20 protein-coding genes, 1 tRNA gene and 2 pseudogenes are annotated in these 21684 nt (G+C 67.0%); 13 read left to right on the forward strand and 10 right to left on the reverse strand.

Features of this window, described 5'->3' with window-relative positions; translation table 11 throughout:
- Positions 1-180: 180 nt before the first annotated feature.
- Positions 181-2196, forward strand: coding sequence for an ABC transporter substrate-binding protein (locus ACFDR9_RS16160; protein WP_409031662.1), 2016 nt, complete (start codon positions 181-183; stop codon positions 2194-2196).
- A 118-nt stretch (positions 2197-2314) separates the two neighbouring features.
- Here the strand turns inward: ACFDR9_RS16160 and ACFDR9_RS16165 are convergent, their stop codons facing one another.
- Together ACFDR9_RS16165 and ACFDR9_RS16170 are read right to left on the reverse strand one after the other, a co-directional pair.
- Entirely contained in the window at positions 2315-2575 is a 261-nt protein-coding gene (locus tag ACFDR9_RS16165) for a hypothetical protein (protein WP_017877681.1), read from the reverse strand.
- Positions 2538-2750, reverse strand: coding sequence for a hypothetical protein (locus ACFDR9_RS16170; RefSeq protein ID WP_198292035.1), 213 nt, complete (start codon positions 2748-2750; stop codon positions 2538-2540). The genes ACFDR9_RS16165 and ACFDR9_RS16170 overlap by 38 nt, the downstream gene beginning before the upstream one ends.
- Positions 2751-2847: 97 nt before the next feature.
- On the opposite strand from ACFDR9_RS16170, the gene ACFDR9_RS16175 reads away from it, so the two are divergent.
- The 6 genes and pseudogenes from ACFDR9_RS16175 to ACFDR9_RS16200 all read left to right on the forward strand — a co-directional run.
- Positions 2848-2923 (forward strand) — tRNA-Phe (locus ACFDR9_RS16175).
- Positions 2924-3053: 130 nt separating this feature from the next.
- Entirely contained in the window at positions 3054-3506 is a 453-nt protein-coding gene (locus ACFDR9_RS16180) for a helix-turn-helix transcriptional regulator (protein ID WP_017877683.1), read from the forward strand.
- A 20-nt stretch (positions 3507-3526) separates the two neighbouring features.
- Positions 3527-3958, forward strand: a complete 432-nt coding sequence (locus tag ACFDR9_RS16185) for a VOC family protein (RefSeq protein WP_026133102.1) — start codon at positions 3527-3529, stop codon at positions 3956-3958.
- Positions 3955-4176 carry a hypothetical protein gene (locus tag ACFDR9_RS16190; protein WP_409031663.1) on the forward strand — a complete coding sequence of 74 codons (222 nt, stop codon included), beginning with the start codon at positions 3955-3957 and terminating at the stop codon, positions 4174-4176. Before ACFDR9_RS16185 ends, ACFDR9_RS16190 begins: the two co-directional genes overlap by 4 nt.
- Before the next feature lie 280 nt (positions 4177-4456).
- Positions 4457-4564: pseudogene (locus tag ACFDR9_RS16195) on the forward strand (histone deacetylase family protein); the annotation flags it as partial.
- A 46-nt stretch (positions 4565-4610) separates the two neighbouring features.
- Positions 4611-5861: pseudogene (locus ACFDR9_RS16200) on the forward strand (GNAT family N-acetyltransferase); the annotation flags it as partial.
- 133 nt (positions 5862-5994) lie between these two features.
- Here the strand turns inward: ACFDR9_RS16200 and ACFDR9_RS16205 are convergent.
- Together ACFDR9_RS16205 and ACFDR9_RS16210 are read right to left on the reverse strand one after the other, a co-directional pair.
- Complete coding sequence (locus ACFDR9_RS16205; RefSeq protein ID WP_409031664.1) at positions 5995-6333, reverse strand: hypothetical protein; 339 nt, start codon at positions 6331-6333, stop codon at positions 5995-5997.
- 3 nt (positions 6334-6336) lie between these two features.
- Positions 6337-6840, reverse strand: coding sequence for a hypothetical protein (locus tag ACFDR9_RS16210; protein WP_409031665.1), 504 nt, complete (start codon positions 6838-6840; stop codon positions 6337-6339).
- 351 nt (positions 6841-7191) lie between these two features.
- Between ACFDR9_RS16210 and ACFDR9_RS16215 the strand changes: the two genes are divergently transcribed.
- A complete protein-coding gene (locus ACFDR9_RS16215; RefSeq protein WP_017877688.1) occupies positions 7192-7482 on the forward strand; it encodes a hypothetical protein in 291 nt (96 codons plus the stop codon).
- 192 nt (positions 7483-7674) lie between these two features.
- Positions 7675-8562, forward strand: coding sequence for a UV damage endonuclease UvsE (locus tag ACFDR9_RS16220; protein WP_409031666.1), 888 nt, complete (start codon positions 7675-7677; stop codon positions 8560-8562).
- 44 nt (positions 8563-8606) lie between these two features.
- On the opposite strand, the gene ACFDR9_RS16225 is transcribed toward ACFDR9_RS16220, so the two are convergent.
- Complete coding sequence (locus tag ACFDR9_RS16225) at positions 8607-9143, reverse strand: DUF2058 domain-containing protein (protein ID WP_409031667.1); 537 nt, start codon at positions 9141-9143, stop codon at positions 8607-8609.
- A gap of 380 nt (positions 9144-9523) precedes the next feature.
- Here ACFDR9_RS16225 and ACFDR9_RS16230 point away from each other — a divergent pair, with 380 nt between their 5' ends.
- Together ACFDR9_RS16230 and ACFDR9_RS16235 are read left to right on the forward strand one after the other, a co-directional pair.
- Positions 9524-10342 (forward strand): nidogen-like domain-containing protein, encoded by an 819-nt coding sequence (locus tag ACFDR9_RS16230; protein WP_017877691.1) that lies wholly within the window; start codon positions 9524-9526, stop codon positions 10340-10342.
- A 172-nt stretch (positions 10343-10514) separates the two neighbouring features.
- The gene (locus ACFDR9_RS16235) at positions 10515-11672 is read left to right on the forward strand and encodes a TIGR04552 family protein (RefSeq protein WP_409031668.1); all 1158 of its coding nucleotides are present in this window, start codon (positions 10515-10517) and stop codon (positions 11670-11672) included.
- Here the strand turns inward: ACFDR9_RS16235 and ACFDR9_RS16240 are convergent.
- The 3 genes from ACFDR9_RS16240 to ACFDR9_RS16250 are packed head-to-tail and all read right to left on the reverse strand — an operon-like array spanning position 11669 to position 13719.
- Positions 11669-12406 carry an AIM24 family protein gene (locus tag ACFDR9_RS16240; protein WP_409031669.1) on the reverse strand — a complete coding sequence of 246 codons (738 nt, stop codon included), beginning with the start codon at positions 12404-12406 and terminating at the stop codon, positions 11669-11671. The genes ACFDR9_RS16235 and ACFDR9_RS16240 overlap by 4 nt on opposite strands.
- Before the next feature lie 3 nt (positions 12407-12409).
- On the reverse strand, positions 12410-13051 hold the full coding sequence (locus ACFDR9_RS16245; RefSeq protein WP_409031670.1) for an AIM24 family protein: 642 nt from the start codon (positions 13049-13051) through the stop codon (positions 12410-12412).
- A 50-nt stretch (positions 13052-13101) separates the two neighbouring features.
- Positions 13102-13719 carry an AIM24 family protein gene (locus ACFDR9_RS16250; protein ID WP_017877695.1) on the reverse strand — a complete coding sequence of 206 codons (618 nt, stop codon included), beginning with the start codon at positions 13717-13719 and terminating at the stop codon, positions 13102-13104.
- 163 nt (positions 13720-13882) lie between these two features.
- On the opposite strand from ACFDR9_RS16250, the gene ACFDR9_RS16255 reads away from it, so the two are divergent.
- Positions 13883-15895 carry an EAL domain-containing protein gene (locus tag ACFDR9_RS16255; RefSeq protein WP_409031671.1) on the forward strand — a complete coding sequence of 671 codons (2013 nt, stop codon included), beginning with the start codon at positions 13883-13885 and terminating at the stop codon, positions 15893-15895.
- Between the two features lie 27 nt (positions 15896-15922).
- Here the strand turns inward: ACFDR9_RS16255 and ACFDR9_RS16260 are convergent, their stop codons facing one another.
- Together ACFDR9_RS16260 and ACFDR9_RS16265 are read right to left on the reverse strand one after the other, a co-directional pair.
- Positions 15923-19240: an SNF2-related protein gene (locus tag ACFDR9_RS16260; RefSeq protein WP_409031672.1), complete on the reverse strand. Its 3318-nt coding sequence runs from the start codon at positions 19238-19240 to the stop codon at positions 15923-15925.
- Positions 19241-19320: 80 nt separating this feature from the next.
- Positions 19321-19782: an Lrp/AsnC family transcriptional regulator gene (locus ACFDR9_RS16265; protein WP_017877698.1), complete on the reverse strand. Its 462-nt coding sequence runs from the start codon at positions 19780-19782 to the stop codon at positions 19321-19323.
- A 99-nt stretch (positions 19783-19881) separates the two neighbouring features.
- Between ACFDR9_RS16265 and ilvB the strand changes: the two genes are divergently transcribed.
- On the forward strand, positions 19882-21681 hold the full coding sequence (gene ilvB / locus ACFDR9_RS16270; RefSeq protein WP_409031673.1) for a biosynthetic-type acetolactate synthase large subunit: 1800 nt from the start codon (positions 19882-19884) through the stop codon (positions 21679-21681).
- Positions 21682-21684 lie beyond the last annotated feature (3 nt).

Genomic DNA, 21684 nt, shown 5'->3' on the forward strand with positions numbered 1-21684 from the left:
TACGCAAGCAAGGCCATGGCATGCTTGAGGTTCTGCTCCGGGCCTTCAACGGTAATCCTATCCCGCTTGCCGCATAGCGGCTGAACAGTCACTAATCGGACAAGGTTTGCATGGCTTGCGGACGCGCCGGCGGCCCCGGCCGCGCCGCGCCCGCCCCCCTTTCCACGCCATTGACCACCTATGAACAGACTGTTAGGCCGTTTCGTGTTGGGCGCCGCGGTGGCGCTGCAAGCCTGGCTGTGGCCGGCGGCCCCGGCGCAGGCGCTGGAACCGGTCACGCTGCAACTGAAATGGTCGCACGCCTTCCAGTTCGCCGGCTATTACGCGGCGAAGGAGCTGGGCTACTACCGCGAGGCCGGACTCGACGTCACCATCGTCGAGGGCTCGCCGAGCGCCGACTCGGTCAAGAACGTGGTGCGCGGCGAGGCCGAATACGGCGTCGCCACCAGCAGCCTGCTGCTGGCGCGCCAGGCCGGCCAGCCGGTGGTGGCGCTGGCGGTGATCTTCCAGCATTCGCCGGCGGTGCTGCTGGCGCCCAAGAGCGGCGCCGCGGCCGGCGTGCGCGGCCTGCTCGGCAAGCGCATCATGATCGAGGAACAGTCCGACGAGCTGCTGGCCTACCTGGCGCGGGAAGGCGTCGGGCCGGGGCGCTTCGTCCAGCTCAAGCACAGCAACCGGCCGCAGGACCTGATCGATGGCAAGGTCGACGCGATCTCGGCCTACCTGACCACGGAACCGTATTATTTCGACCAGCTGGGCTTCGAGTACGAGGTCTACACGCCGCGCGCGGCCGGCATCGACTTCTACGGCGACAACCTGTTTACCACCGAGGCCGAGATCCGCCTGCATCCGGGCCGGGCCAAGGCCTTCCGCGACGCCAGCCTGCGCGGCTGGCAATACGCGATGACGCACCGACGCCAAATCGCCGAGCTGATCATCGGCCAGTACTCGGCCGCGCACAGCCTCGAGTTCTACCTGTCCGAGGCGGCGGCGATGGCGCCGCTGCTGCGCACCGACCTCATTGAAATCGGCTACATGAACCCGGAGCGCTGGCGCCACATCGCCGCCGCCTACGTCGGCCTGGGCCAGCTGCCGCGCGATTTTTCGATCCAGGGCTTCCTGTACCAGCCCGGCCCCAAGCTCGACCTGAGCTGGCTGGCCGGCGCGCTGGCGCTACTGGCGGCGAGCGCCGCGCTGGCCGTCTACATCTTGCGCACCAACCGGCGCCTGGCCAACGCGCTGGGCCACGGCAAGCACACCGAGCAAGCCCTGCGCCTGAGCGAGGAACGCCACCGCCTGCTGGCCGACCACGCCTCCGACCTGATCTGGACCATGGACCTGGACGGCCGCTTCACCTACCTCAGCCCGTCGGTGGAAAAGCTGCTCGGCTACAGCCCGGCGGAATTGATGCCGCGGGCGCTGGCCGACTTGCTCACGCCGGCCTCGGCGGCCGTCGCCGCGGCCGGCCTGCACGGCCTGGTCACGGCGATCCGCGCCGGCCAGCCGGTGCCGGCCTTCCGCCACGAACTGGAATACCCGTGCAAAGAAGGCGGTTCGGTGTGGACCGAGGCCAACGTCAGCGGCATGCGCAACGGCGCCGGCCAGTTCGTCGGCCTGCTGGGGGTGACGCGCGACATCGGCGAACGGCGCCGCGGCGAGGAGCGCATCCGCCACCTGGCCCAGCACGACATGCTGACCGGCCTGCCCAACCGCGCGCTCTTTTCCGACCGTCTGCAACTGGCGCTGGCCAGCGCCCGGCGCGACCGGCAGCAGTTGGCGCTGCTGTTCCTCGACCTCGACCTGTTCAAGCCGGTCAACGACCGGCACGGCCACCGCACCGGCGACCTGCTGCTCAAGGAGGTGGCGCTGCGCATGCTCGACTGCGTGCGCGAGTCGGACGCGGTGGCGCGCATCGGCGGCGACGAATTCATGGTGCTGCTGCGCGTCGTCGAAAGCGCCGACGGCGCCGCCGGCGTGGCCGAGAAAATCCGCCATAGCCTGGGCCAGCCCTACGTCGTCGCCGGCCACCAGCTACGCATCTCGGCCAGCATCGGCGTCGCCATCTACCCCCGGGCACGGCGGCGACGAGATCGAACTGACCAAGCACGCCGACCTCGCCATGTACCGGGCCAAACAGGCCGGCCACGACCGCGTCCAGTTGTACCAGGAGAACCGCTAAGCTCAGGGTTTTCGTAGGTCGAGTTAGCCGGGACGGCGTAAGCCGGCTGGCGCCGGCGGCGGCCCGGCGTCGGATTACGCGTTCGCCCCGGCGGCCCCCGCATCCGACCTACGCAAGCTTAACTCGGCATCTCCGCTAGTGCTGCAACACGAAATACTGCAGCAGCTCGGCCGGATAGTACCTCTGGAACGACTTCCACAGCACGCCCTTGCGCGCGCGCTCCAGCAAGGCGTACAGCTCGGCCTGGTCGGCGGCGGACGGCGAGCGCTTGGAGATGTAGGCCCCGCTCTCGGTCGGCGGCAGCCCCTCCAGCGTGGTAAATTCGAGTTTCTCGCGCAAGTCCGCCAGCGCCGGGTCCTTACCCAGCGACGTCAGGAATACCGACGGCGCGACCACGGTGAAGTCGCCGCGGCCGACCTGCAGTCAGGTCGGCCTCGCCGGACTGCAGGAACATCGACGCCATGCGCGCCCGCGGCACCACCGGAAAGACGAATTTGCAGCCCATCTTGTCGCCCAGCTCGCGCCGCCTGTCCGGGAAAGCGCCCGAGACCACATCGCCGGCCACGATCACGCTGTAGCCGGGCGGCGCGCCGAAACGCGGCGGACGCGACAGTTCGCGAACAGACCCTAGCCAGACGCGCCGCAGGCCTGCTATAATTCCGCACCTTGGCCTGGTAGCTCAGTCGGTAGAGCAGAGGATTGAAAATCCTTGTGTCGGTGGTTCGATTCCGCCCCGGGCCACCAAGAATGCTTTAAAGAGAGCGCCAACCCATGCAGGTTGGCGTTTTTGTTTTGTGGGTGAGCAGCCGGTGGGTCGGTCGATTTCCGCTCCTTTTGGCGGGCTATGTAAGCAACAGTTACGTGCGAGGATAGGATGACTCAGAGTCCCCTGCTACTGCGGCGATTGTTGCGTGCGAAAGATAGGATGGACGCAGCCTCCCATGAGGAGTGGCCCATCCACCGCTTAGCGCAAGTGAGCGCGGTCTCGGTGGCGTACTTCGCGCGCGAGTTCAAGAAGGCCTTCGGCGTACCGCCACATCGCTACCTGCTCACACGTCGTATCGAGCGAGCGACGGCGCTGCTGCGCGACACCGACCTGTCCATTACGGAGATCGCGCTGCAAACCGGCTGGACCAGTCTCGGCTCCTTTGGGCGCATCTTCCGTGACATCACCGGTGGAAATCCGGGCGAGCTTCGAGCGCGCGAGCGCTCGGTTCCGCATGTCGGGGAACATATCCCCGAGTGCGTCATGCGCGATGCACAACGGCCAAACCTCAATATCGCAGTTTTGGAGAAGCGGCGAATGAAAGCGGCTGGCACACTGTAGCTTCAACCTAAGGAGCTGATATGAATCAAAGTGTCAATATGGCCGGTCTGTATGTGCGTGACCAGGACGAAGCGCTTGCCTTCTACGTCGAAAAGCTGGGGTTCCTCGTCCACACCGACGTTCGAAACGGCGACTATCGTTGGCTGACGGTGCAGCATCCAGACCAACCCTCATTCCAGCTCGGCTTGTTTATTCCCGGGCCCCCGGTGCATGACGCGGCAACCGCGCAGATCTTACATGAGATCGTAGCGAAGGGAGCCATGCCGCCACTGGTGCTGTTAGTGGACAACTGCCGTGCCGCTTACGAACGTCTGAGCAAGTGCGGCGTTGAGTTCACGCAGGAGCCCGTGGATCGCTACGGCAACGTGGATGCCGGCTTTCGGGATCCTTCCGGCAACGGATGGAAAATGATCGAGGCCGCAGCCAAGCCGCATTCGCGGAAGTCGCCATGAACTGGAGTCATTGGATTCGACAGGGCCACCGCTGGCTGTCCATCGTTTTCACCATGACTGTGATGGCCAACTTCATGGCAAGAGCGGTGGATCTTGGCGAGCCGTCGCCGTGGATAACGTACTCGCCGCTGCCCCCGCTCTTTCTGATGCTCATTTCCGGCCTGTACCTGTTCGCGCTGCCGTATACGAGCAAGTGGCGCAAGCGGCCACGCGCCTGACAATGGGTGTAAGCCGGCGCTGCTTCGGGGCGCGGCTTAACTATTATTGGAACTCGGCGCGATTCTGGAAAATCCTTGTGTCGGTGGTTCGGTTCCGCCCCGGGCGACCAAGAATTGGTTGTGACAAAACGCCAACCCTCGCCGGTTGGCGTTGTCGTTTGTCGGATGCCTCATCCTCGGCCCCCGCCCTTTCGGACCGTCTCGCGGAAAGCGTAAATTTTGATGTGGATCAATGAATAATTTGATCCCGCTCATTCCACTGGGTTGAAATTGCTTAATTTCACTACGCGCGGCCGGCGCCGCCGTGCTGGCCACCGACCTGGTACTGGCCGAGGGCGCCGGCAGCGCCTTCTGCAATGTGCGTCCGCCCGGCCACCACGCCGAATATGCCGCCCCACGCCACCCTGAGCAACCTGCTCGACCTGTCGGAGCAGGCCGACGCCGACGCCTACTGCGCGGCGGTGCTGGCCTGCGCGCGCGACCCGCTGGTCGACGGCATACTGGTCATCTACTCGCCCAAGCTTGACGGCGCCCCGGCCGCCGTGGCGCGCGCCGTCTGCGCCCTCAACGCCGGCCTGGGCAAGCCGCCGCTGACCTGCTGGATGGGCGACCAGCAAGTCGCGCCGGCGCGCCGGATCATCAACGCCGCCGGCCTGGCCACGTTCCGCACGCCGGAGGCGGCCGTCAACGGCTTTAGCAACATCGCCTCGTTCTACCAAAACCAGCAACTGCTGCAGCAAACCCCGCCGCCGCTGTCGCAACCCGACCAGCCCGACCTGGACGGCGCCCGCCTGCTGATCGAGGGTGTGCTGGCCGAACCGCGCAAGATGCTTACCGAGATGGAGTCGAAGGCGCTGCTGGCGGCCTTCCACATCCCCATCACGCAAACCATCCTGGCGCGCGGCGCCAACGAGGCGATGCTGGGCGACTGGCGCGGCGCCCCGCCGGCGCAGCGCGAAGCGGTCGAGCACATGCTGCTGCGGGTATCGGAGATGGTGTGCGCGCTGCCGCAGTTGCGGGAAATGGACATCAATCCGCTGATCGTCGACGAGCACGGCGCGCTGGCCGTCGACGCCCGCATCGTCATCGACCACGCGCCGCCGGCGACGCACAATTACGCGCATCTGGCGATCCTGCCTTACCCGTCGAACTACACGCAGGAGTGGCCGATGCGCGGCGGCGGCCGGTACACTCTGCGCCCGGTGCAACCGGACGACGCCTCGATGCTGCAGGAGCTGGTGCGCCGGCTGTCGGAGAAGTCGCGCTACTACCGCTTCGCCTCGTCGCTGCGCGAGCTGTCGGTGCCGATGCTGGCCCGCTACACGCTGATCGGCTACGACCGCGAGATGGCGATGGTGGCGGTGCAGACCCGGCGCGCGCCGGGGCCGGACGGCGAATTCGTCGAAACCTCCAGCATCATCGGCGTATCGCGCTACATCGCCAACCCGGACCGCAGCAGCTGCGAATTCTCGCTGCTGGTCGACGACCGTTTCAGCGGCCAGGGGCTGGGTACGCGCTTGATGCTGGCGATCATGGACGTGGCGCGCGACAAGGGCTTGAGCGACATCGACGGCCTGGTGCTGTGTAAAAACAACGGCATGCTCAAGCTCATGGCGAGCCTGGGTTTCCAGATCCGGCCGTACACCGACGCCCCCGACTTTCGCCTGTGCAGCAAGCCGCTATAGGGCCTCGCGCGCCTTCGGCCGGGACTGCCACCCCGGTCGGCAACGCTCCTCGCGCCGGCGCGTTTCCGGCGCGGCCAAGTCATTACCAATACGCGTCGTCATAGTCGGACGCCGCGGGGGGGCCGGTACGTCTTCAGCCATGCCTAGAGCTTGTTGACGTCGCCGAACTGGTCCAGCTCGGCGACGAGAGCGTCAAGCCTTGCCTGCATTGCTGCATATCGACGCGCAGGTGGCGCAGCATCGTTTGCGGCGTCAGGCGTCCCCGCGCTTCCCCGCCCATGTCCATTGCCGCCGCGTACTCGATCTCGGCGGTCTCGCGTTCGACCTCGCGCAACTGGCCTTCGAGGATCTTGTTGTACTGCTTGATCCGCTCCTCGCTCAGGTTGTCGAGGCCGGCCTGGTCGAGCTGCTCCACCTCCAGTTGCAGTTCCAACAGCCCCAACAGGTCGTTGGCCGCGTACGCCACGTTCACGCGTTACATCAGCGCGGTCTTGCGCTCCCGCTCGGTGGCGTCCGGCTCGCGGTCAGGATGCAGTTCGCTGGCCAGCTTGCGGAAAATATCGCGCACCGATTGCTTGAGCCGGTCGACCTCGGCTTCCTGGCGCCGTTCGCGCGCGAGCGCGCCGGCCGGCTTGGGGCGCGCGGCCGCCTCGGCCCGCGCGGCCTGCTGCTCCTCGCCGGCGTGCCGATGCATCTGCGCGGCCAGCGCCTCCATCATGGCCTCGGGCGAGCGCAGGTCGGCGTCGGCGTCCAGGCGCACGCCCAGGATGCCCTCCATCATGTCCTTGAAAGCCGCGCCATCCTCGGCGGCGTCGGCGTCGAAGTCGCCGCCGCTGTGGCGGTTGTAAATCTCCTTGAGCTCGGCGTCGTCGCCGTCCTCGAGCATTTCGAACGCCGTCGAGCAGATCAGACCGGCCAGCTTGGCGCGGTCTTTTTTGCCCATCGACTTGTGCTGGTACATTTGGTCAAGCAGCAGCACCAAGGCCCTCCGCTGATCAGGGTATTGAACTGCTTGCGGGCGCGCGACGCCGGGCCCTTGATGGGCGGCTCGGCGATGCGGATGGAGCACTGCGCGGTGAGTTTCATTGTATGGCGGTAAAATTGGGAGGTGGAACGGGGGAATCAAGGCCGCCGGACAACGCGGCGCCGTAGGCCGCCCAATTATAGCGGAGCAGGCCCGGCGCCGCGCACGCCAGGGACGGCGCCGACGGCGGCGCGGAAGGGTGTGCTTCCTTCCCCGCCGCGGCAAACGGCGTCGGCGACGCTGGCCCGGCCGGACTGCCGGCGTCGCGCCTCCCGCCCCGCAAACTTGACTTGGACGGCATCGAACATGAATTTTTCCGACGTGTTGAAAGTGTTGAACGAGGCCTCGGCATTCGAATTGTTTCGCATGCGCGCGGCCATCAGCGTGGCCCTCGACGAGCCGGCCCGCCTGCAGGCGATTCAAGCGCGCCTGCAAGCGGGGCAGTCGGTCGAGTATTTCGACGCCAGAGCCAACGCGCAACGGATCGGAACGATATTGGAGCTGCGCCGCAAGACCGCCTTGATCGTCGATCGCGACGACGGCAAGCGCTGGCTGATCGACTATTGCGAGCGGAGGCAACTATTAAGGAAGACTTAACAGTTCGAACCGAGCGCAAGCGGTAAGCCGCCCCGTCCACCCTTGGCGGCAGTGGCCGAGTCCCGCCTTACCCAAATGCGAGATCAGCAGGAATCGCCAGCGCGTAGCGCAGGCCGCAAGCGTTCACCAGTGCGCCACCGCGGCCAGGAAATGGCTAGCATAGGAAGTCCGATATCCCAGCCTGCCCCCCCAATGCGCCCCCATCTCGGCCTCGTCTGCGTCACCGTCTCGAACGACGTCAAATATCGCACCATCACGCGCAAGCGCCTGCTTGAGCATGCGCTCGAATCACAGCAAAAACTACTCGACGACATTTACCGCGCCAATATCCAGACCCTGGACAAGGCGCTGCGTTACTGCGAGCGCGAAGACATTGCGCTGTACCGCATCCCCTCGTCGATCTTCCCCTTCGCCGACGACGATATCGGCCGCGCTCTGCTGGCCGGCTTCGCGCCGGCGCTGGCGCAAACGGGCACGCGGGCGCGCGAAGGCGCCATCCGGCTGGTCATGCATCCGGACCAGTTTGTCGTGCTCAGTTCCGATTCGGCCAGCGTGGTGGCGAACAGCGTCAAGATCCTGCAGATGCACGCCGACATCATGGACATGCTGGGCCAGCCGCGCACGTCGTGGGCGCTGCTGGAGATTCACGGCGGCAAGGCCAAGCGCGCCGACGCGCTGCTTGAGCGCATCGCCGCGCTACCCGACGCGATCCGCTGCCGCCTGGGCTTGGAGAACGACGAGTATGCGTACGGCGCCGCCGAGATCCACGCAATCTGCCTGCGCTGCGGCGTGCCGATGGTGTTCGATGCCCACCACCATATCGTGCACGAAAAACTCGACAGCTACGACGACCCCAGCGTGGCCGAGATGCTGGCCAGGGCGCGCGCCACCTGGGCCGTGCCGGAACAGCAACTGGTGCATATCTCGAATGGCCGCGCCTCCTTCAACGACCGCCAGCATGCCGACTTGATCGGCACGATGCCGGCCGCCTACGCGCAGGCGCCGTGGATCGAGATCGAGGCCAAGTTCAAGGAAGAAGCCATCCGCGGCTTGCGCGGCTGGCAGGCGGCGGCGCGCTAGCGGGGCCGTCGATGGCGGCCATCAGCTGCCGGCCGGCGCGCTGGCTACCACATCAAGTCGTCGGGGATCTGGAAGGCGGCGTACGGATCGTCGGCTTCGACCTCGGTGCTGGCCTTGTTCACCCGCACCACCAGCGCGGCGTCGCGCTCGGCGATCTTGTCGGCAATAACCCGCGGCACCAATTCGACGGCGCCGCCCTGGCAGACGATCACCAGGCGCCCGGCCACCAAATGCGCCTGCACCGCGGCCGACACATATAGCCGCTCGATCTTCTTGTCGTGGGTGAAATTGTAAGCGATGTCGCCGGCGCCCTTGCTCTGGCGATTCTTCTGCACCAACTGGGCGATTTGCGCGACGATCGCCTTTTGGGTGGCGGCCGCGTCGCGCTGGGCATTCAGTTCGCGCGCCCGCTCGGCGTTCTTGCGCTGCGTCTCCAGCGCGGCCAGGCGCACCTCGTCGACGCTCTGCGTGCCGGTGCGGCGCTCGACCTTCTGCTGCTTGCTCTTGTCCTGGTTGGCCAGTTTGGCCTTGTTCTTGTCGATTAAGCCGGATTTCAAAAACTGCTCTTGTAATGAGGCCATATGCGCTGCTCCGTAAATAGGGGTCCGCCAGCCTAGGGCGGCGGCGCCGGCCGGTGGAAAGACGCTAGCATAGCAAAAAAGGGGCCCCCGCAGAACCGCGATCGCCGGCCGGGCCAGGGCGACCGGTCCGCCGGCTGGCAACGCCCCGGGCGCGGCCGGGCGCCGAAGTGCGGCGCCGGCACCGTTGCCAACAGTGCTATTCTAATAATTTATTTCGTGATAACATTCGCCGCGCCGGAAAACTTGTGTTTTCTATTACGAGAATCGCGACTTTCCGCCCCTTCCCCTCACTCCGGCTGGCACCTTTGACTGCGCTGGTGAACGCGCATCAACGCCATGGGTGAGCGTTTATTGTTGTTTACATTCACGAGAAAACTACTATGTTCCGCAAAATCACCATCGGCCTCGCCCTCGCCGCCGCCTTCGTTACCACGGCGGCATCGGCCGGCGCCATCCACGACCAGAACTTGTTCACCGCCAATACCTTGGCACGCAACGACGACGGCTCCACCGGCGTCGTCGACATGGGTTTCAACATCAATTTCTTTGGAGCTAACTTCACCCAGCTGTACGTCAACAACAACGGCAACGTGACGTTCAACCACGCCTTGAACACCTATACCCCGTTCAGCCTGCTGAGCACCAGCACCCCGATGCTGGCACCGTTCTTCGCCGACGTCGACACCCGCAACAGCCACAGCGAAGTGGTCCAGTATGCCCAGTCGACGATCGGCGGCCGCAACGTCTTCGGCGTCAACTGGATCAACGTGGGTTACTACCAAAACGCCGCCGACAAGACCAACAGCTTTCAGCTGATCATCACCGACCGCTCGGACACCGGCGCCGGCAATTTCGATTTCCAGTACAACTACGATAACGTCCACTGGGAAACCGGCACCGCCAGCAACGGCACCGGCGGCATCGGCGGCACCTCGGCACGCGCCGGCTGGTCGAACGGCGTCGACCATTCCTACGAGTTGGCCGGCTCGGCCGTCAATGGCGCGCTGCTCGACACCGGCTCGCGCTCCCTGGTCGGCCATTCGATCGACTCCGGCGTGGACGGCCGCTACAACTTCTCGGTGCGCAACGGCATCGTCGCGCCACCGGTGCCGGAACCGGAAACCTACGCGATGCTGTTGGCCGGCCTGGGCCTGCTGGTCGGCGTGGCGCGCCGCAAATCGGCCGGCAACGCCGCGTAAGCGCGCCACCCCGTTCGTCCGCCAGCCCGCCAGCCAGCGGGCTTTTTTTATGCGCCGGCCGCGCCCGCGCCGGCGCGGCCGTTTTGTGTGCGCCGCAACATATCTATTGATTGACCACAACCCGGGGCGCTGCGATACTCGCCCAACGATGGATGGCCAGGCGACGGGTGACATGACTGAACTACGAGCTTCACTCAAGAGCACGCGCAAGTTTTCGCTCAACTGGAGCTATCTGAACGCCATCGCCCACGGCGTCTCGGCGATCGACCTGGGCGCGATGGCCTTGCGCAACCTGCACGACGCGCGCCAGTTCGTGCGCGAATACGGCTTCGACCTGGACCAGCCGGCGGCGCCGGCGCTGATCGCCCGCGCCCACCGCGAGGCGGTCGACTTCATCGCCGCCACCTTCCTGACGCCGCGGCAGGGCGCGCTGATCCCGCCCGAGGTGGCCGCGCCGGACGACCCGCTGCAACTGCTGGTGTACGCATCGCTGCGCGGCCAGCACGCCGACCTGCTGCGGATGTGGTCGTGCGCGGTGCTCAAGGTGATGCACGGCATCTTCTACATCGACAACAACCTCAAGCTGCGCTACTTCAACACCATCCGCGAACAGGTCTTCGCCAGCCTCGACGAGGTGATCCACCGCGACGGCGACCATTATTTCCTCAGCGACGGCGAAGTCTGCCTGCCGCTGCTGCACTACGACAGGAAAAGCAACAAGGGCCGCAACAGCATCCTGCTCAAGCTGCTGCAAAAAGCCGCCTACCTGGCCGCCGATATTTTCGACCACCTCGGCGTGCGCCTGGTCTTCGGCACCCGCATCGAATGCCTGTTCGCGCTGCGCACGTTGCAGCGCGCGCACCTGCTGTCGGTGACCAACGTCGACGCCCAGCGCACCCGCAACACCCTGCTCGACCTCGACGCCGCCAAGCAAGTGTTCATCAAGTACCGCGCCATGCTCGAGCGCAGCGACGACTACCCGGTGGCGTTGCTGCGGCGCATGGACGAGGAGTTGCTGGCCAGCTCCCAGCCGCAGACCCGCAGCGACAACCCGCACAGCGGCGACGGCTTCAGCAGCATCCAGGTGACGGTGCGCAAAATGATCCACGTGCCCCCCGACGAGACGGCCGACGCCGGCCAGGACTATGACGTCGGCTTTTTCTTCGAGTACGAAATCCAGCTGATGGACCAGGCCAGCCACGAGCGCAGCCTGAGCGGCCCGGCCAGCCACGAAGCGTACAAGCTGCGCCAGATCGACACCGCGCGCGCGCGCGTGTGCGGACGCGAGCTGCTCGACTGGATCGCGCGCCAGCCGGCGCCGCCACCCTAGCGGCAGTCCTTGATGCGCTGCTGCGCCGACAGGCTCAGCTGCGTCAACTCGTTGCGCCCCAGCATGGGCAACTGCGCCAGCAGGTTCATCAGGGTGGCGCTGCCGTTGACGTCGAGTTCGGACGACTGGATCAGCACGGTGCCGCTGCCGGTGAAGTCGACCTGCTTCTCCTCGCCCGACAGGGTGAAGCCGGTCAACGCGCCGGCGGCGCTGGCCCAGCCCTTGACGTGCTCGTAGTCGTAGCGGTAGGACGGGCTGGGGCAGTCGGCCCAGCCCAGCACGGCCTGCTCGTCGACCCGGCACGGCAGTTCGAGGAAATGCACCGGGCCGTTCGACGAGGCGATCACCTTGCCGCTGCCGAGCATCGTCAGGAAGCCCGGCAGCGTCGATTCCTGGCAGATCACGTCCTTGCTGAAGCCCAGCAGGTTCTTGGCGCGTATCGTCATATTCGCCTTATCCAGGTCGTAGCAAGCGAGGTCGTTGCCGTTGTCTCCGAGCAGCAACTGGCCCTGCCCCTGCGCCACCACGAAGTCGTGGATGTACTTGGGGGCGTTGAAGGCGTGTTGCACCAGGATGTCGAGCACGCTGTTACCCATCGCCTCGAAACTCAGGTTGCCGTAAAAGGCGATCATCTTGCCCTTGCGGATGAACATCTGTTCCTTGACGTCGACGACGAAGGCGAATCGGTTCAGGTTGTCGTTTTTCGGCAGGTTGTCGGGGTTGTAGATCGTCATGGCTTACCTTTCGCTCGCTTGGATGTAGACCGTGCCCTGGCCGGTGAACTTGACCTGGTACGACTCGCCGGAGGCCTGGCCGACGAAGGATTTCCAGTTCAGGTCGGTGACGATGGCCGAGGCCAGTTGTCCGGTGTGGCCCAGATAGGCTTGCGGATCGACGCACACCGGCGCGTCCGGCGTCACCGGTAAGCCAATCGCGTTGCCGTCCGACAGGATGGCGACCTCGCCCGTGCCCTGCAGCGTGCTGGTAAACAAGCCCTGCCCGGAGACGGCGCCGCGCAGCACCCCCTGGACCCCGCCCTGGTTGCCGAGGAACATGGTGCCGGCCGTCAGCCGGGCGTCGAAGGCCAGCAGGTTGTCGCTCTCGACGTACAAGGTTTCGCCGCGCACCGGGATAATGGTGACGAACAGGCCGGCGCAGGCGTAGTAGACGCTGCCGCTGCCCGTGGCCGCCATCAGCGCGTAGCCCTCGCCGGTGGCGGCGCGCATGGCCAGGCTCTGCACGCCCTGCCCGGCCAGGAAGGAGCGGCTGAAATGCACCTCGCCCTGGTAGGCCACCATCGCGCCCTTGCGGGCGAAGACCTGCTCGCCGGCTAATTGGACCTGCAACATTTTTTCATTGATTTGTTGGTACACGGGCATCGCGTTCTCCAGTCGGATTCGGTTGACTTCCTGGCTCGTTGGCCGCCAGCCTAGCGTTCGGCCGGCTGGATGAACACCACGCCCTGGCCGCTGAATTTGTGCTGGTAGGACTCGCCCGAGCTCTGGCCCAGCATGGTGCGCCAGTTGACGTCGAAGACGAATTCCTGCGTGATGTTGCCCTTGAAGCCGACGAAGGCGTCGGGGTCGACGCGCAAGGGCTGCGCCGGCGTCACTTCGAGCATGATCAGATTGCCGCGGGCGATCAGCGCGACGTTGCCGTTGCCCTCCACCGTGGTGCTGAACAGGCCCTGGCCGGAAGCGGCGCCGCGCAGGCCGGCGAAGCTGGTGCCGGTTTTCAGCGCGCTGTCATAGGCCAGCAGGCTGCCGCTCTCGATCGTCAGCTTGTCGCCCGCCAGCGCCAGCAGCGTGATTTCGGCGGCGTCCTGGGCAAACAACACGCTGCCGCTGCCGGACACCTGCATCAGTTGCATGCCCTCGTTGCTGGCCTTGCGCTTGAGCGCGCCGAAAATACCTTCGCCGCCGAGGATCGACTTCTCGAACTTGACGCTGCCGGTATAGGCCACCATCGAGCCGGCAATGGCCAGCACCTTTTCGTTTTGCAGCGTCACTTCCAGCAGGCGGTCGGTGTTGGTGCGGAAACTGGTCACGGCGAACTCCTCAATCGACGGTGGCGGAGTGGATAAGGTATGCGAGGCGGGCCTTGTCCGCAAGCCTTATTTCACCGCGGCATCGCGCCGCGCGCGCGTGGAACTAACGCCGGCGGACCGGCTCTAATTAACCGATAGTATCAATTAATTGGGTGGTAGCGCCATGGAACACCTCCGTACCTGTCAGCACACAGTGCAATTCTACGAGGACGACAGTTTCCTGATCAAGGGCTTGGGCGACTACATCGGCGCCGCCCTCAGTCGCGGCGACAAGGGCGTCGTTATCGCCACCAGGAATCATCTGGAACAGTTGGAGGACACGCTCAGACAGCGCGGCCTGTTGAACGGCGGCGCGGGCGATCCGGACGGGCGCTACATCCCGCTGGAGGTCGACCATATGCTGCCGCTGTTCATGGACGACGGCGTGCCCGACGAACTGCGCTTTCGCACCGAGATCGGCAACGTCATCGCGCAAGCGGCGGTCGAGCATCCGGGCCATGTGTATATTTTCGGCGAAATGGTGGCGATTCTGTGCGGCACCGCGCACTGCCCGCTGCGCTCGCTGGGCAAGCATGACGCCGCCATCCATGTCGAGCGCTTTTTCAACGACTTGCTGCAGCACTACTCGTTTACGCTGTTATGCGGTTATCCGCTCAGCGCGTTTCCGAAGGAGCAAGACCAGGCGATGTTCCGTCAAGTGTGCGACTTGCACACCGACGTACTGCCGGCCGAGAGCTACGACCCGCAGGTCGGCATCGGCTTGCTGCAGCGCAGCATCGCCGCGCTGCAGCAGCAAGCGTTCGCGCTGGCCTCCGAGGTGCACGACCGCAAGCAGATCGAGCAGGCGCTGCGGGAGGTCAACTTCGACCGCCTGACCGGGCTGCCCAACCGCAACGTGTTCCAGAACCGCCTGGAGATTGACATCAAGCGCTCGCAGCGCAAGAATTTGCCGTTGGCCCTGCTGTTCATCGACCTCGACCACTTTAAGGAAATCAACGACACGCTGGGCCACCAGACCGGCGACGTGCTGCTGCGGCAAGTGGGTCGGCGCCTGAGCACCTACGTGCGCGAAACCGACACGGTGGCGCGCTTCGGCGGCGACGAGTTCGTCATCACGCTGGGCGAATTGCAAGACATCGACAGCGCCACCCACCTGGCGCAGAAAATCCTCGACGACCTGGCCAAGCCGTTCCTGCTGGGCGCCGAGGTCGCCTATATCTCGGCGAGCATCGGCATTACGCTGTATCCCCAGGACGCCGGCAACGCCGGCGAGCTGCTGCGCAACGCCGACCAGGCGCTGTACCAGTCGAAGGACGCCGGGCGCAACCGCTTCAGCTATTTCACGCCCAGCATGCAGCGGCTGGCGCAAACGCGCATGAACCTGAGCAACGACCTGCGCCGCGCCGTCGCCGGCCAGCAGTTGCAGGTGTACTACCAGCCGATCGTCGACCTGGCCAGCGGGCGCATCGGCAAGGCCGAGGCGTTGCTGCGCTGGCGGCACCCGACGCAAGGGCTGATCAGCCCGGTCGAGTTCATTCCCATCGCCGAACACAACGGCCTCATCGTCGGCATCGGCGACTGGGTCTTCCACGAGGCGTTGCGGCAAGCGAAGCGCTGGCGCGCGCTCAACCCCGACTTCACCGTCAGCGTCAACGTCTCGCCGGCGCAGTTCTACCGCAACAACGAGGCCCACTACGCCGAATGGCTGAGCCTGTGCAGCGGCACCGAACGCGCCGCCGGCAGCGACAGCCCGGCGGTCGGCCTGGAAATTACCGAGGGCTTGCTGCTGGCCTCGAACGGCGCCGTAACCCAGCAATTGCTGGCGTTCCAGGACGCCGGCATCCAGATCTCGCTCGACGACTTCGGCACCGGCTATTCGTCGCTGTCGTACCTGCGCAAGTTCCACCTCGACTTCCTGAAAATCGACCAGTCCTTCGTCTACAACCTCGAGCACGACGCCGCCAACGTCGCGCTGTGCGAGGCGATCATCGTCATGGCGCACAAGCTGGGCCTGAAAGTGATCGCCGAGGGCGTGGAAAGCGGCGCGCAAAGCGAACTGCTGCGGCGCGCCGGCTGCGACTACGGCCAGGGTTATTTGTTCGGGCAGGCGATGCCGGCCGACGAGTTCGAGCCGCTGCTGGCGGCGTCGGCGCGGCCGGCGTTCGCGCCCGCCTAGCCGAGCGAGCGGCGCGCGCCGCCTCAGCTACAGCGGTGCGAAAATGGCTTGCAAGTCGTCCTGCGTGATGCGCAAGCCCTCCGCCGCGCCGTCGCCTTCGGCCAGCACGGCATCGGCCAGGTCCGCCTTCTTGCGCTGCATCAGCTGGATTTTCTCTTCCAGCGTACCCTTGGCGATCAGCTTGTAGACGAACACCGGCTTGTCCTGGCCGATGCGCCAGGCGCGGTCGGTGGCCTGGTTCTCGGCCGCCGGGTTCCACCACGGGTCGTAGTGGATCACGGTGTCGGCCGCCGTCAAGTTCAGGCCGACGCCGCCGGCCTTCAGGCTGATCAGGAAGATCGGCACCGCGCCGCTCTGGAACAGCTCGACCTGGGCGGCGCGGTCCCCGGTCGCGCCGGTCAGCAGCGCGTAGGCGATGGCGCGCTGGCGCAGCTCGTCCTCGATCAGCGCCAGCATGCTGGTAAATTGCGAGAACACCAGAATGGTCCTGCCCTCGTCGAGCAGCGTCGCGATCATCTCCATCAGTTCGGCCAACTTGGCCGACGGCGCGCCACTCTTGGCGCCGGCGATTTTGACCAGCCGCGGGTCGCAGCACACCTGGCGCAGTTTCAGCAGCGCTTCGAGGATCACGATCTGGCTGCGCGCCACGCCCTTGCGGGCGATCTCGTCGCGCACCTTCTTGTCCATCGCCACGCGCACCGTTTCGTACAGGTCGCGCTGGGCGCCGGCCAGTTCGACTTCGCGCACCATCTCGGTTTTCGCCGGCAGCTCGGTGGCGACGCGGTCCTTGGTGCGGCGCAGCAGGAAGGGTTTGATGCGGCGGATCAGCAGCGCGTTGCGCGCGCCGTCGCCCAGCTTTTCAATCGGTTTGCGGAAATCGGCGTTGAAGCCCTTCTCGTCGCCGAGCAAACCGGGCAGCAGGAAGTGGAACTGCGACCACAGCTCGCCGAGGTGGTTTTGCAGCGGCGTGCCGGTCAGGCACAGGCGGTGCGCCGCCGTCAGCAGCGCGGCCGTCTGCGCCGCCTTGGAACGGCTGTTCTTGATGTATTGCGATTCGTCGAGGATGAGCAGGTGGTAGCGCTGCGCGCGCAACGGCTCCTCGTCGCGCGCCAGCAGCGCGTAGCTGGTCAGCACCAGGTCGAACCGGCCGATGTCGCCGAAGCGCTCCAGCCGCTGCGGCCCCTGCAGCAGCAGCACGCGCAAGTCCGGCGCGAAGCGCGCCGCCTCGGCCTGCCAGTTGCCCATCAGGCTGGTCGGCGCGACCACCAGCGCCGGCGCTGTCAGGCGGCCGGCCTCCTTTTCCAGCAGGATGTGCGCCAAGGTCTGCACGGTTTTCCCCAGGCCCATGTCGTCGGCCAGGATGCCGGCCAGGCCATACTCGCGCAGGAACTGCATCCACGCCAACCCTTCGCTCTGGTAGCCGCGCAGGCTGGCGCGCAGGCCGGCCGGGGCCGCGACCGCCTGCACGCCGCCGAAACCGGCCAGCTTGCGGCCGATCGCCCGCAGCCGCTCGCCGCCCAGCCAGCGCAGTTGCGCGCCGGCCTCCAACTCGGCCAGGCGGGCCGCGTCCAGCACCGGCAGGCGGATGCCGTCGCCGACGCCGTCCTTGAAGTACAGCTCGCCCAGCGCGGCCAGGATCGGTTTCAGGCGGCCCCACGGCAGCGCCACGCGCACGCCGCCGGGCAGGCGCGCCAGCAACGCCTCGTCGTCGGCGCGCGCGGCCAGCGCGGCCGCGTCGAAGTGATGCGGCGCCTCGCGGATCAGTTGCACCAGCACCGGCAGCAGCGGCACGCGCGCGCCGTCGACCAGCACGCCCAATTCCAGCTCGAACCAGGCGTTGCCGGCCTCGCCGCCGTCGGCGACGTCGGCGTACCAGTCGTCCACCTGGGCCAGGTCGTAGCGGTAGTCGGCTTGCATCTCAACCAGCCAGCCGGCCGCGCGCAGGCGCGCCGCGCCGCCCGCGGCGAAGGCCAGCCAGTGCGCCTCGGAGGGTAGTTCCATTGCCCCGGCCAGCGTGCGCAGCGGCGAGTCGGCATCGGCGACAGGCGCGAAACCGAGCTGCGCCAACGTCGCGGCGGCCGCCGCTTCCGCCACCGCGTCGCGCACGATCAACTCGGTCCCGGCGCCGCCGTGGCGCTGCAGTTCATGGGCCGGGTCGAACGAGGCGCGCAGGCCGTCGTAGTCGAACGCCAGCACGGCGAAACCATGCCAGCGGCGCCGCCCGTCCTCCACGCCGCCCAGCAGCAGGAAGGGACGCGGCGCGATATCCTCGCGCCGCGTCCGGCGCAAGGCCGGCGGCGCCGACACCAGCGCCGCCAGCCCGCGCTCGGCCAGTTGGCGCGACACCTCCAGGCGGTCGCACCCGGCCAGCAACGGCGCCCGCGCGACCAGGTCGTGCAAGTCCCGCATCGGCATGGCGCGCGCGCCCCCGGCCAGCGCCAGCTCGCCCAGCGCGTACGCGTGCAGATACAACGGCGGTTCGGTCGGCAGCACAAAGTCGATCAGCGCGCCGTCGTCGAACTGCCAGTCCAGGCGCAGCGCATCGCCGCCGTCGTCCTGCGCGTGCCAGCCCAGGGCGCCGGCGCGCGGCGCACCGGCGCTCAGCGGATGCAAGCGGCCGGCCTTCAACTCGTCCTTGCCGGCGGCCCAGGACAACTTGCCGGCCGCCAGCAACATGCGCAACAACTCGGCGCCCAGAGCCTGCGCCGGTTCCAGGGCGGCCGGACCGAACAGGCTGCCGCTGCCCTTGATGCCGAAGAACACGCGGCTTTGGTAGAGTTCGGCCGGCGTCAGATAGTCCGGCGGCCGGGTTTGCATCGCGTAGCTGTCGGCCACCGCCGCCACCGAGACGACGGCGCCATCGGCGCGCAGGCGCGCTTTGCACATGTGCAAGTTCACACGTTCGCGGCGCTCGTCCCACATCAGCACGAACTCCAGCCGGTATATGATTTTGGCGGTTTTGGCCAGCGGCGGCGGCGCCTGCGCAACCTCGCCAAGCTGCCGCAACCAGGCCGACAGCGCGTACGGCAGCGCCGGCCCGGGCGGCGCCGCGGCCGGCTGCGCGCCGCCCTTCGCCGCCGCGCTGAGCAGCACCGCGACCACGTGCTTGCAGTTGCCCTGCATCGGGCAGGTGCAGTCGCCGTGGAACGTGGTGCCGGTGCGCGCCGCGCGCCACCTCACCTGCTGGGTGTAGCGCTGGCCGCCGCTGCCGCTGACTTCACCGTCGACGATGTCCGGCTTGAGCTTGAAGGCGCGCACCTTGCCGCGCCGCGCGTAGTCCTCGCCGCGGCCGAAGGTGCCGGCGTCGAAATAGTGGCGGATGTCTTGCTCGGTGAACGGTGTCATGTTGGGCGGCGCCGACAAGGCGGCCGGAGATAGTCGGGGCCGCCATTATCGCCGATGTCGGCGGCCCGGCGCGCGCCGGTTCAGCGTTGCAGCGGCAGGTAGCTTTGCTTGAGCTGGCGCAGCACGAAGCTTGATTTGCTGTGGCGGATGCCGGGGATCTTGTAGAGCCGCTCGCGCAGCAGCCGTTCGTAGTCGCGCGTGTCGCTGACGGCGATGCGCAGGTAGTAGTCGTAGTCGCCCGACACCAGGAACGCTTCCAGCACCTCGGGGATCAGCTCAAGCGCGTGGCCGAACTCGAACAGCGCCTGGTCGGAATGGTCGTCCAGCGTCACCTGCACGATGACGGTGTCGGCCAATCCGACCTTGGCGGCGTTGACCCGCACCGTATAGCCTTCGATCACGCCGTCCTCCTCCATGCGTTTGATGCGCGCCCAGCACGGCGACGAGGTCAGGCCGACCTTGGCGCTCAGCTCGTGCAGGCTGAGACGCGCGTCCACTTGTAGCGCGGCCAGGATGGCGCGGTCGAATTTATCCAGCTTCATTCTGTTATTTTCATTTTCACGGTAAATTTTACTGAATCGGTGGCGTTTGGCGACAAATATAGAAGCCTTTTCTGCGTATTATGAAACAAAATCTATGCCATGAATACTTCCTGCATGGCCGCCGCCACCCCCGCCCCTTCCGCCTATGTCGCGCCGCGCAACGGCGCCGCGGTGCTGATTGAAACCCTGCTCGCGCTCGGCGTCGACACCGTCTTCGGCTACCCCGGCGGCGCCGTGCTGCCGCTGTACGACGCGCTGCACGCCGAGCCGCGCCTGCGCCACGTGCTGGTGCGCCACGAGCAGGCGGCGGTGCACGCGGCCGAGGGCTACGCCCGCAGCAGCGGCCGGCCCGGCGTGGTGTTCGTCACCTCCGGTCCCGGCATGAGCAACACCACCACCGGCCTGCTGGACGCCTTCTGCGACTCGATCCCGCTGATCTGCGTCAGCGGCCAGGTCGCCACCGCCTCGATCGGCACCGCCGCCTTCCAGGAATGCGACGCGATCGGCATCTCGCGCCCGGTCACCAAGTGGAACAAGCAAATCCGCGACGCCGAGGACGTCGCCGCCAGCGTGCTGTGCGCGCACCGCATGGCCACCGGCGGGCGGCCCGGACCGGTGCTGATCGACTTCCCCAAGGACCTGCAACTGGCGCCGGTGCGCGGCGCCGCGTGGCGCGCGCCGGCCGCCGCCGCGGCGACGCCGCCGCCGGATGCCGACGCGCTGCGCCGGGCGGCGCACCTGATCGGCGGCGCGCGCCGGCCGTTGTTTTACGGCGGCGGCGGCCTGATCAACTCCGGCGCGGCCGCCTGCGCCAGCTTCCGCCAGTTGGTCCACGACAGCGGCGCGCCCTGCACGCTGACCTTGCTCGGACTGGGCGCCTTCCCCGGCTCGGACCCGCGGTTTCTCGGCATGCTGGGCATGCACGGCACGCTGGAAGCCAATCTGGCGATGCACCACGCCGACCTGGTCGTCTGCGTCGGCGCGCGCTTCGACGACCGCGTCACCGGCCGCCTGGACGCCTTCTGCCCGGGCGCGGCGATCATCCACGTCGACATCGACCCGGCTTCGATCGGCAAGGTGGTGGCGGCCGACGTGGCCCTGGTGGGCGACTGCGCGGCGGTGCTGGCCGGGCTGCGGCGGGCGTTGCGCGAGGCCGCGCCCGCCGCGGCGGCGCCCAGGGTGGACGATCTGGCGGCGTGGTGGCGGCGCATCGACGCCTGGCGCGCGCGGCGCTCGCTGGCGTTCGACGACAGCGCCGCGCACATCGCACCGCAAGCGTTGATGAGCCGGCTGCAAGCGGCGCTGGCCGGGCGCGACGCGATTGTCTCGACCGACGTCGGCCAGCACCAGATGTGGGCGGCGCAGCACCTGCGCATCGAACGGCCGGGGCGCTGGCTGACCTCGGGCGGCGCCGGCACCATGGGCTACGGCCTGCCGGCGGCGATCGGCGCGCAGATCGCCCATCCCGGCGACCTGGTGGTCTGCGTCAGCGGCGACGCCTCGATCCTGATGAACATCCAGGAAATGGCCAGCGCCACCCAGCACCGCGCGCCGGTGAAGGTGGTGCTGTCGAACAACGGCTACATGGGCATGGTGCGGCAATGGCAGGAGCTGATCCACGGCGGCCGCTACAGCCACAGCTACACCGAGGCGCTGCCCGACTTCGTCGCGCTGGCGCGGGCGTTCGGCTGGCAGGCGCGCGCGGTGACGCGGCGCGACGAACTCGACGCCGCGCTGGCCGAGTGCCTGGCCTCAAGCGGGCCCTACTTCCTCGACGTGCGCGTGGCCGGCGAGGAAAACTGCTTCCCGATGATAGCGCCGGGGCGCGGCCACCACGAGGTGCTGCTGGCCAAGGGCGTGGCCTACGCCGAGCCCGCCGAGCCCGCCGCGGCCGGCTGACGC

The organism is Janthinobacterium sp. CG_23.3, from assembly GCF_046115965.1.
Taxonomy (GTDB): domain Bacteria; phylum Pseudomonadota; class Gammaproteobacteria; order Burkholderiales; family Burkholderiaceae_D; genus Janthinobacterium.

Excerpts from the sequence above, each read along its gene's own strand:
- ACFDR9_RS16160 (WP_409031662.1), top strand. The coding sequence starts at position 181 with ATGAACAGACTGTTAGGCCGTTTCGTGTTGGGCGCCGCGGTGGCGCTG.
- ACFDR9_RS16180 (WP_017877683.1), top strand. The coding sequence starts at position 3,054 with ATGACTCAGAGTCCCCTGCTACTGCGGCGATTGTTGCGTGCGAAAGAT.
- ACFDR9_RS16185 (WP_026133102.1), top strand. The coding sequence starts at position 3,527 with ATGAATCAAAGTGTCAATATGGCCGGTCTGTATGTGCGTGACCAGGAC.
- ACFDR9_RS16190 (WP_409031663.1), top strand. The coding sequence starts at position 3,955 with ATGAACTGGAGTCATTGGATTCGACAGGGCCACCGCTGGCTGTCCATC.
- ACFDR9_RS16215 (WP_017877688.1), top strand. The coding sequence starts at position 7,192 with ATGAATTTTTCCGACGTGTTGAAAGTGTTGAACGAGGCCTCGGCATTC.
- ACFDR9_RS16220 (WP_409031666.1), top strand. The coding sequence starts at position 7,675 with ATGCGCCCCCATCTCGGCCTCGTCTGCGTCACCGTCTCGAACGACGTC.
- ACFDR9_RS16225 (WP_409031667.1), bottom strand. The coding sequence starts at position 9,143 with ATGGCCTCATTACAAGAGCAGTTTTTGAAATCCGGCTTAATCGACAAG.
- ACFDR9_RS16230 (WP_017877691.1), top strand. The coding sequence starts at position 9,524 with ATGTTCCGCAAAATCACCATCGGCCTCGCCCTCGCCGCCGCCTTCGTT.
- ACFDR9_RS16235 (WP_409031668.1), top strand. The coding sequence starts at position 10,515 with ATGACTGAACTACGAGCTTCACTCAAGAGCACGCGCAAGTTTTCGCTC.
- ACFDR9_RS16240 (WP_409031669.1), bottom strand. The coding sequence starts at position 12,406 with ATGACGATCTACAACCCCGACAACCTGCCGAAAAACGACAACCTGAAC.
- ACFDR9_RS16245 (WP_409031670.1), bottom strand. The coding sequence starts at position 13,051 with ATGCCCGTGTACCAACAAATCAATGAAAAAATGTTGCAGGTCCAATTA.
- ACFDR9_RS16255 (WP_409031671.1), top strand. The coding sequence starts at position 13,883 with ATGGAACACCTCCGTACCTGTCAGCACACAGTGCAATTCTACGAGGAC.
- ACFDR9_RS16260 (WP_409031672.1), bottom strand. The coding sequence starts at position 19,240 with ATGACACCGTTCACCGAGCAAGACATCCGCCACTATTTCGACGCCGGC.
- ACFDR9_RS16265 (WP_017877698.1), bottom strand. The coding sequence starts at position 19,782 with ATGAAGCTGGATAAATTCGACCGCGCCATCCTGGCCGCGCTACAAGTG.
- ilvB (WP_409031673.1), top strand. The coding sequence starts at position 19,882 with ATGAATACTTCCTGCATGGCCGCCGCCACCCCCGCCCCTTCCGCCTAT.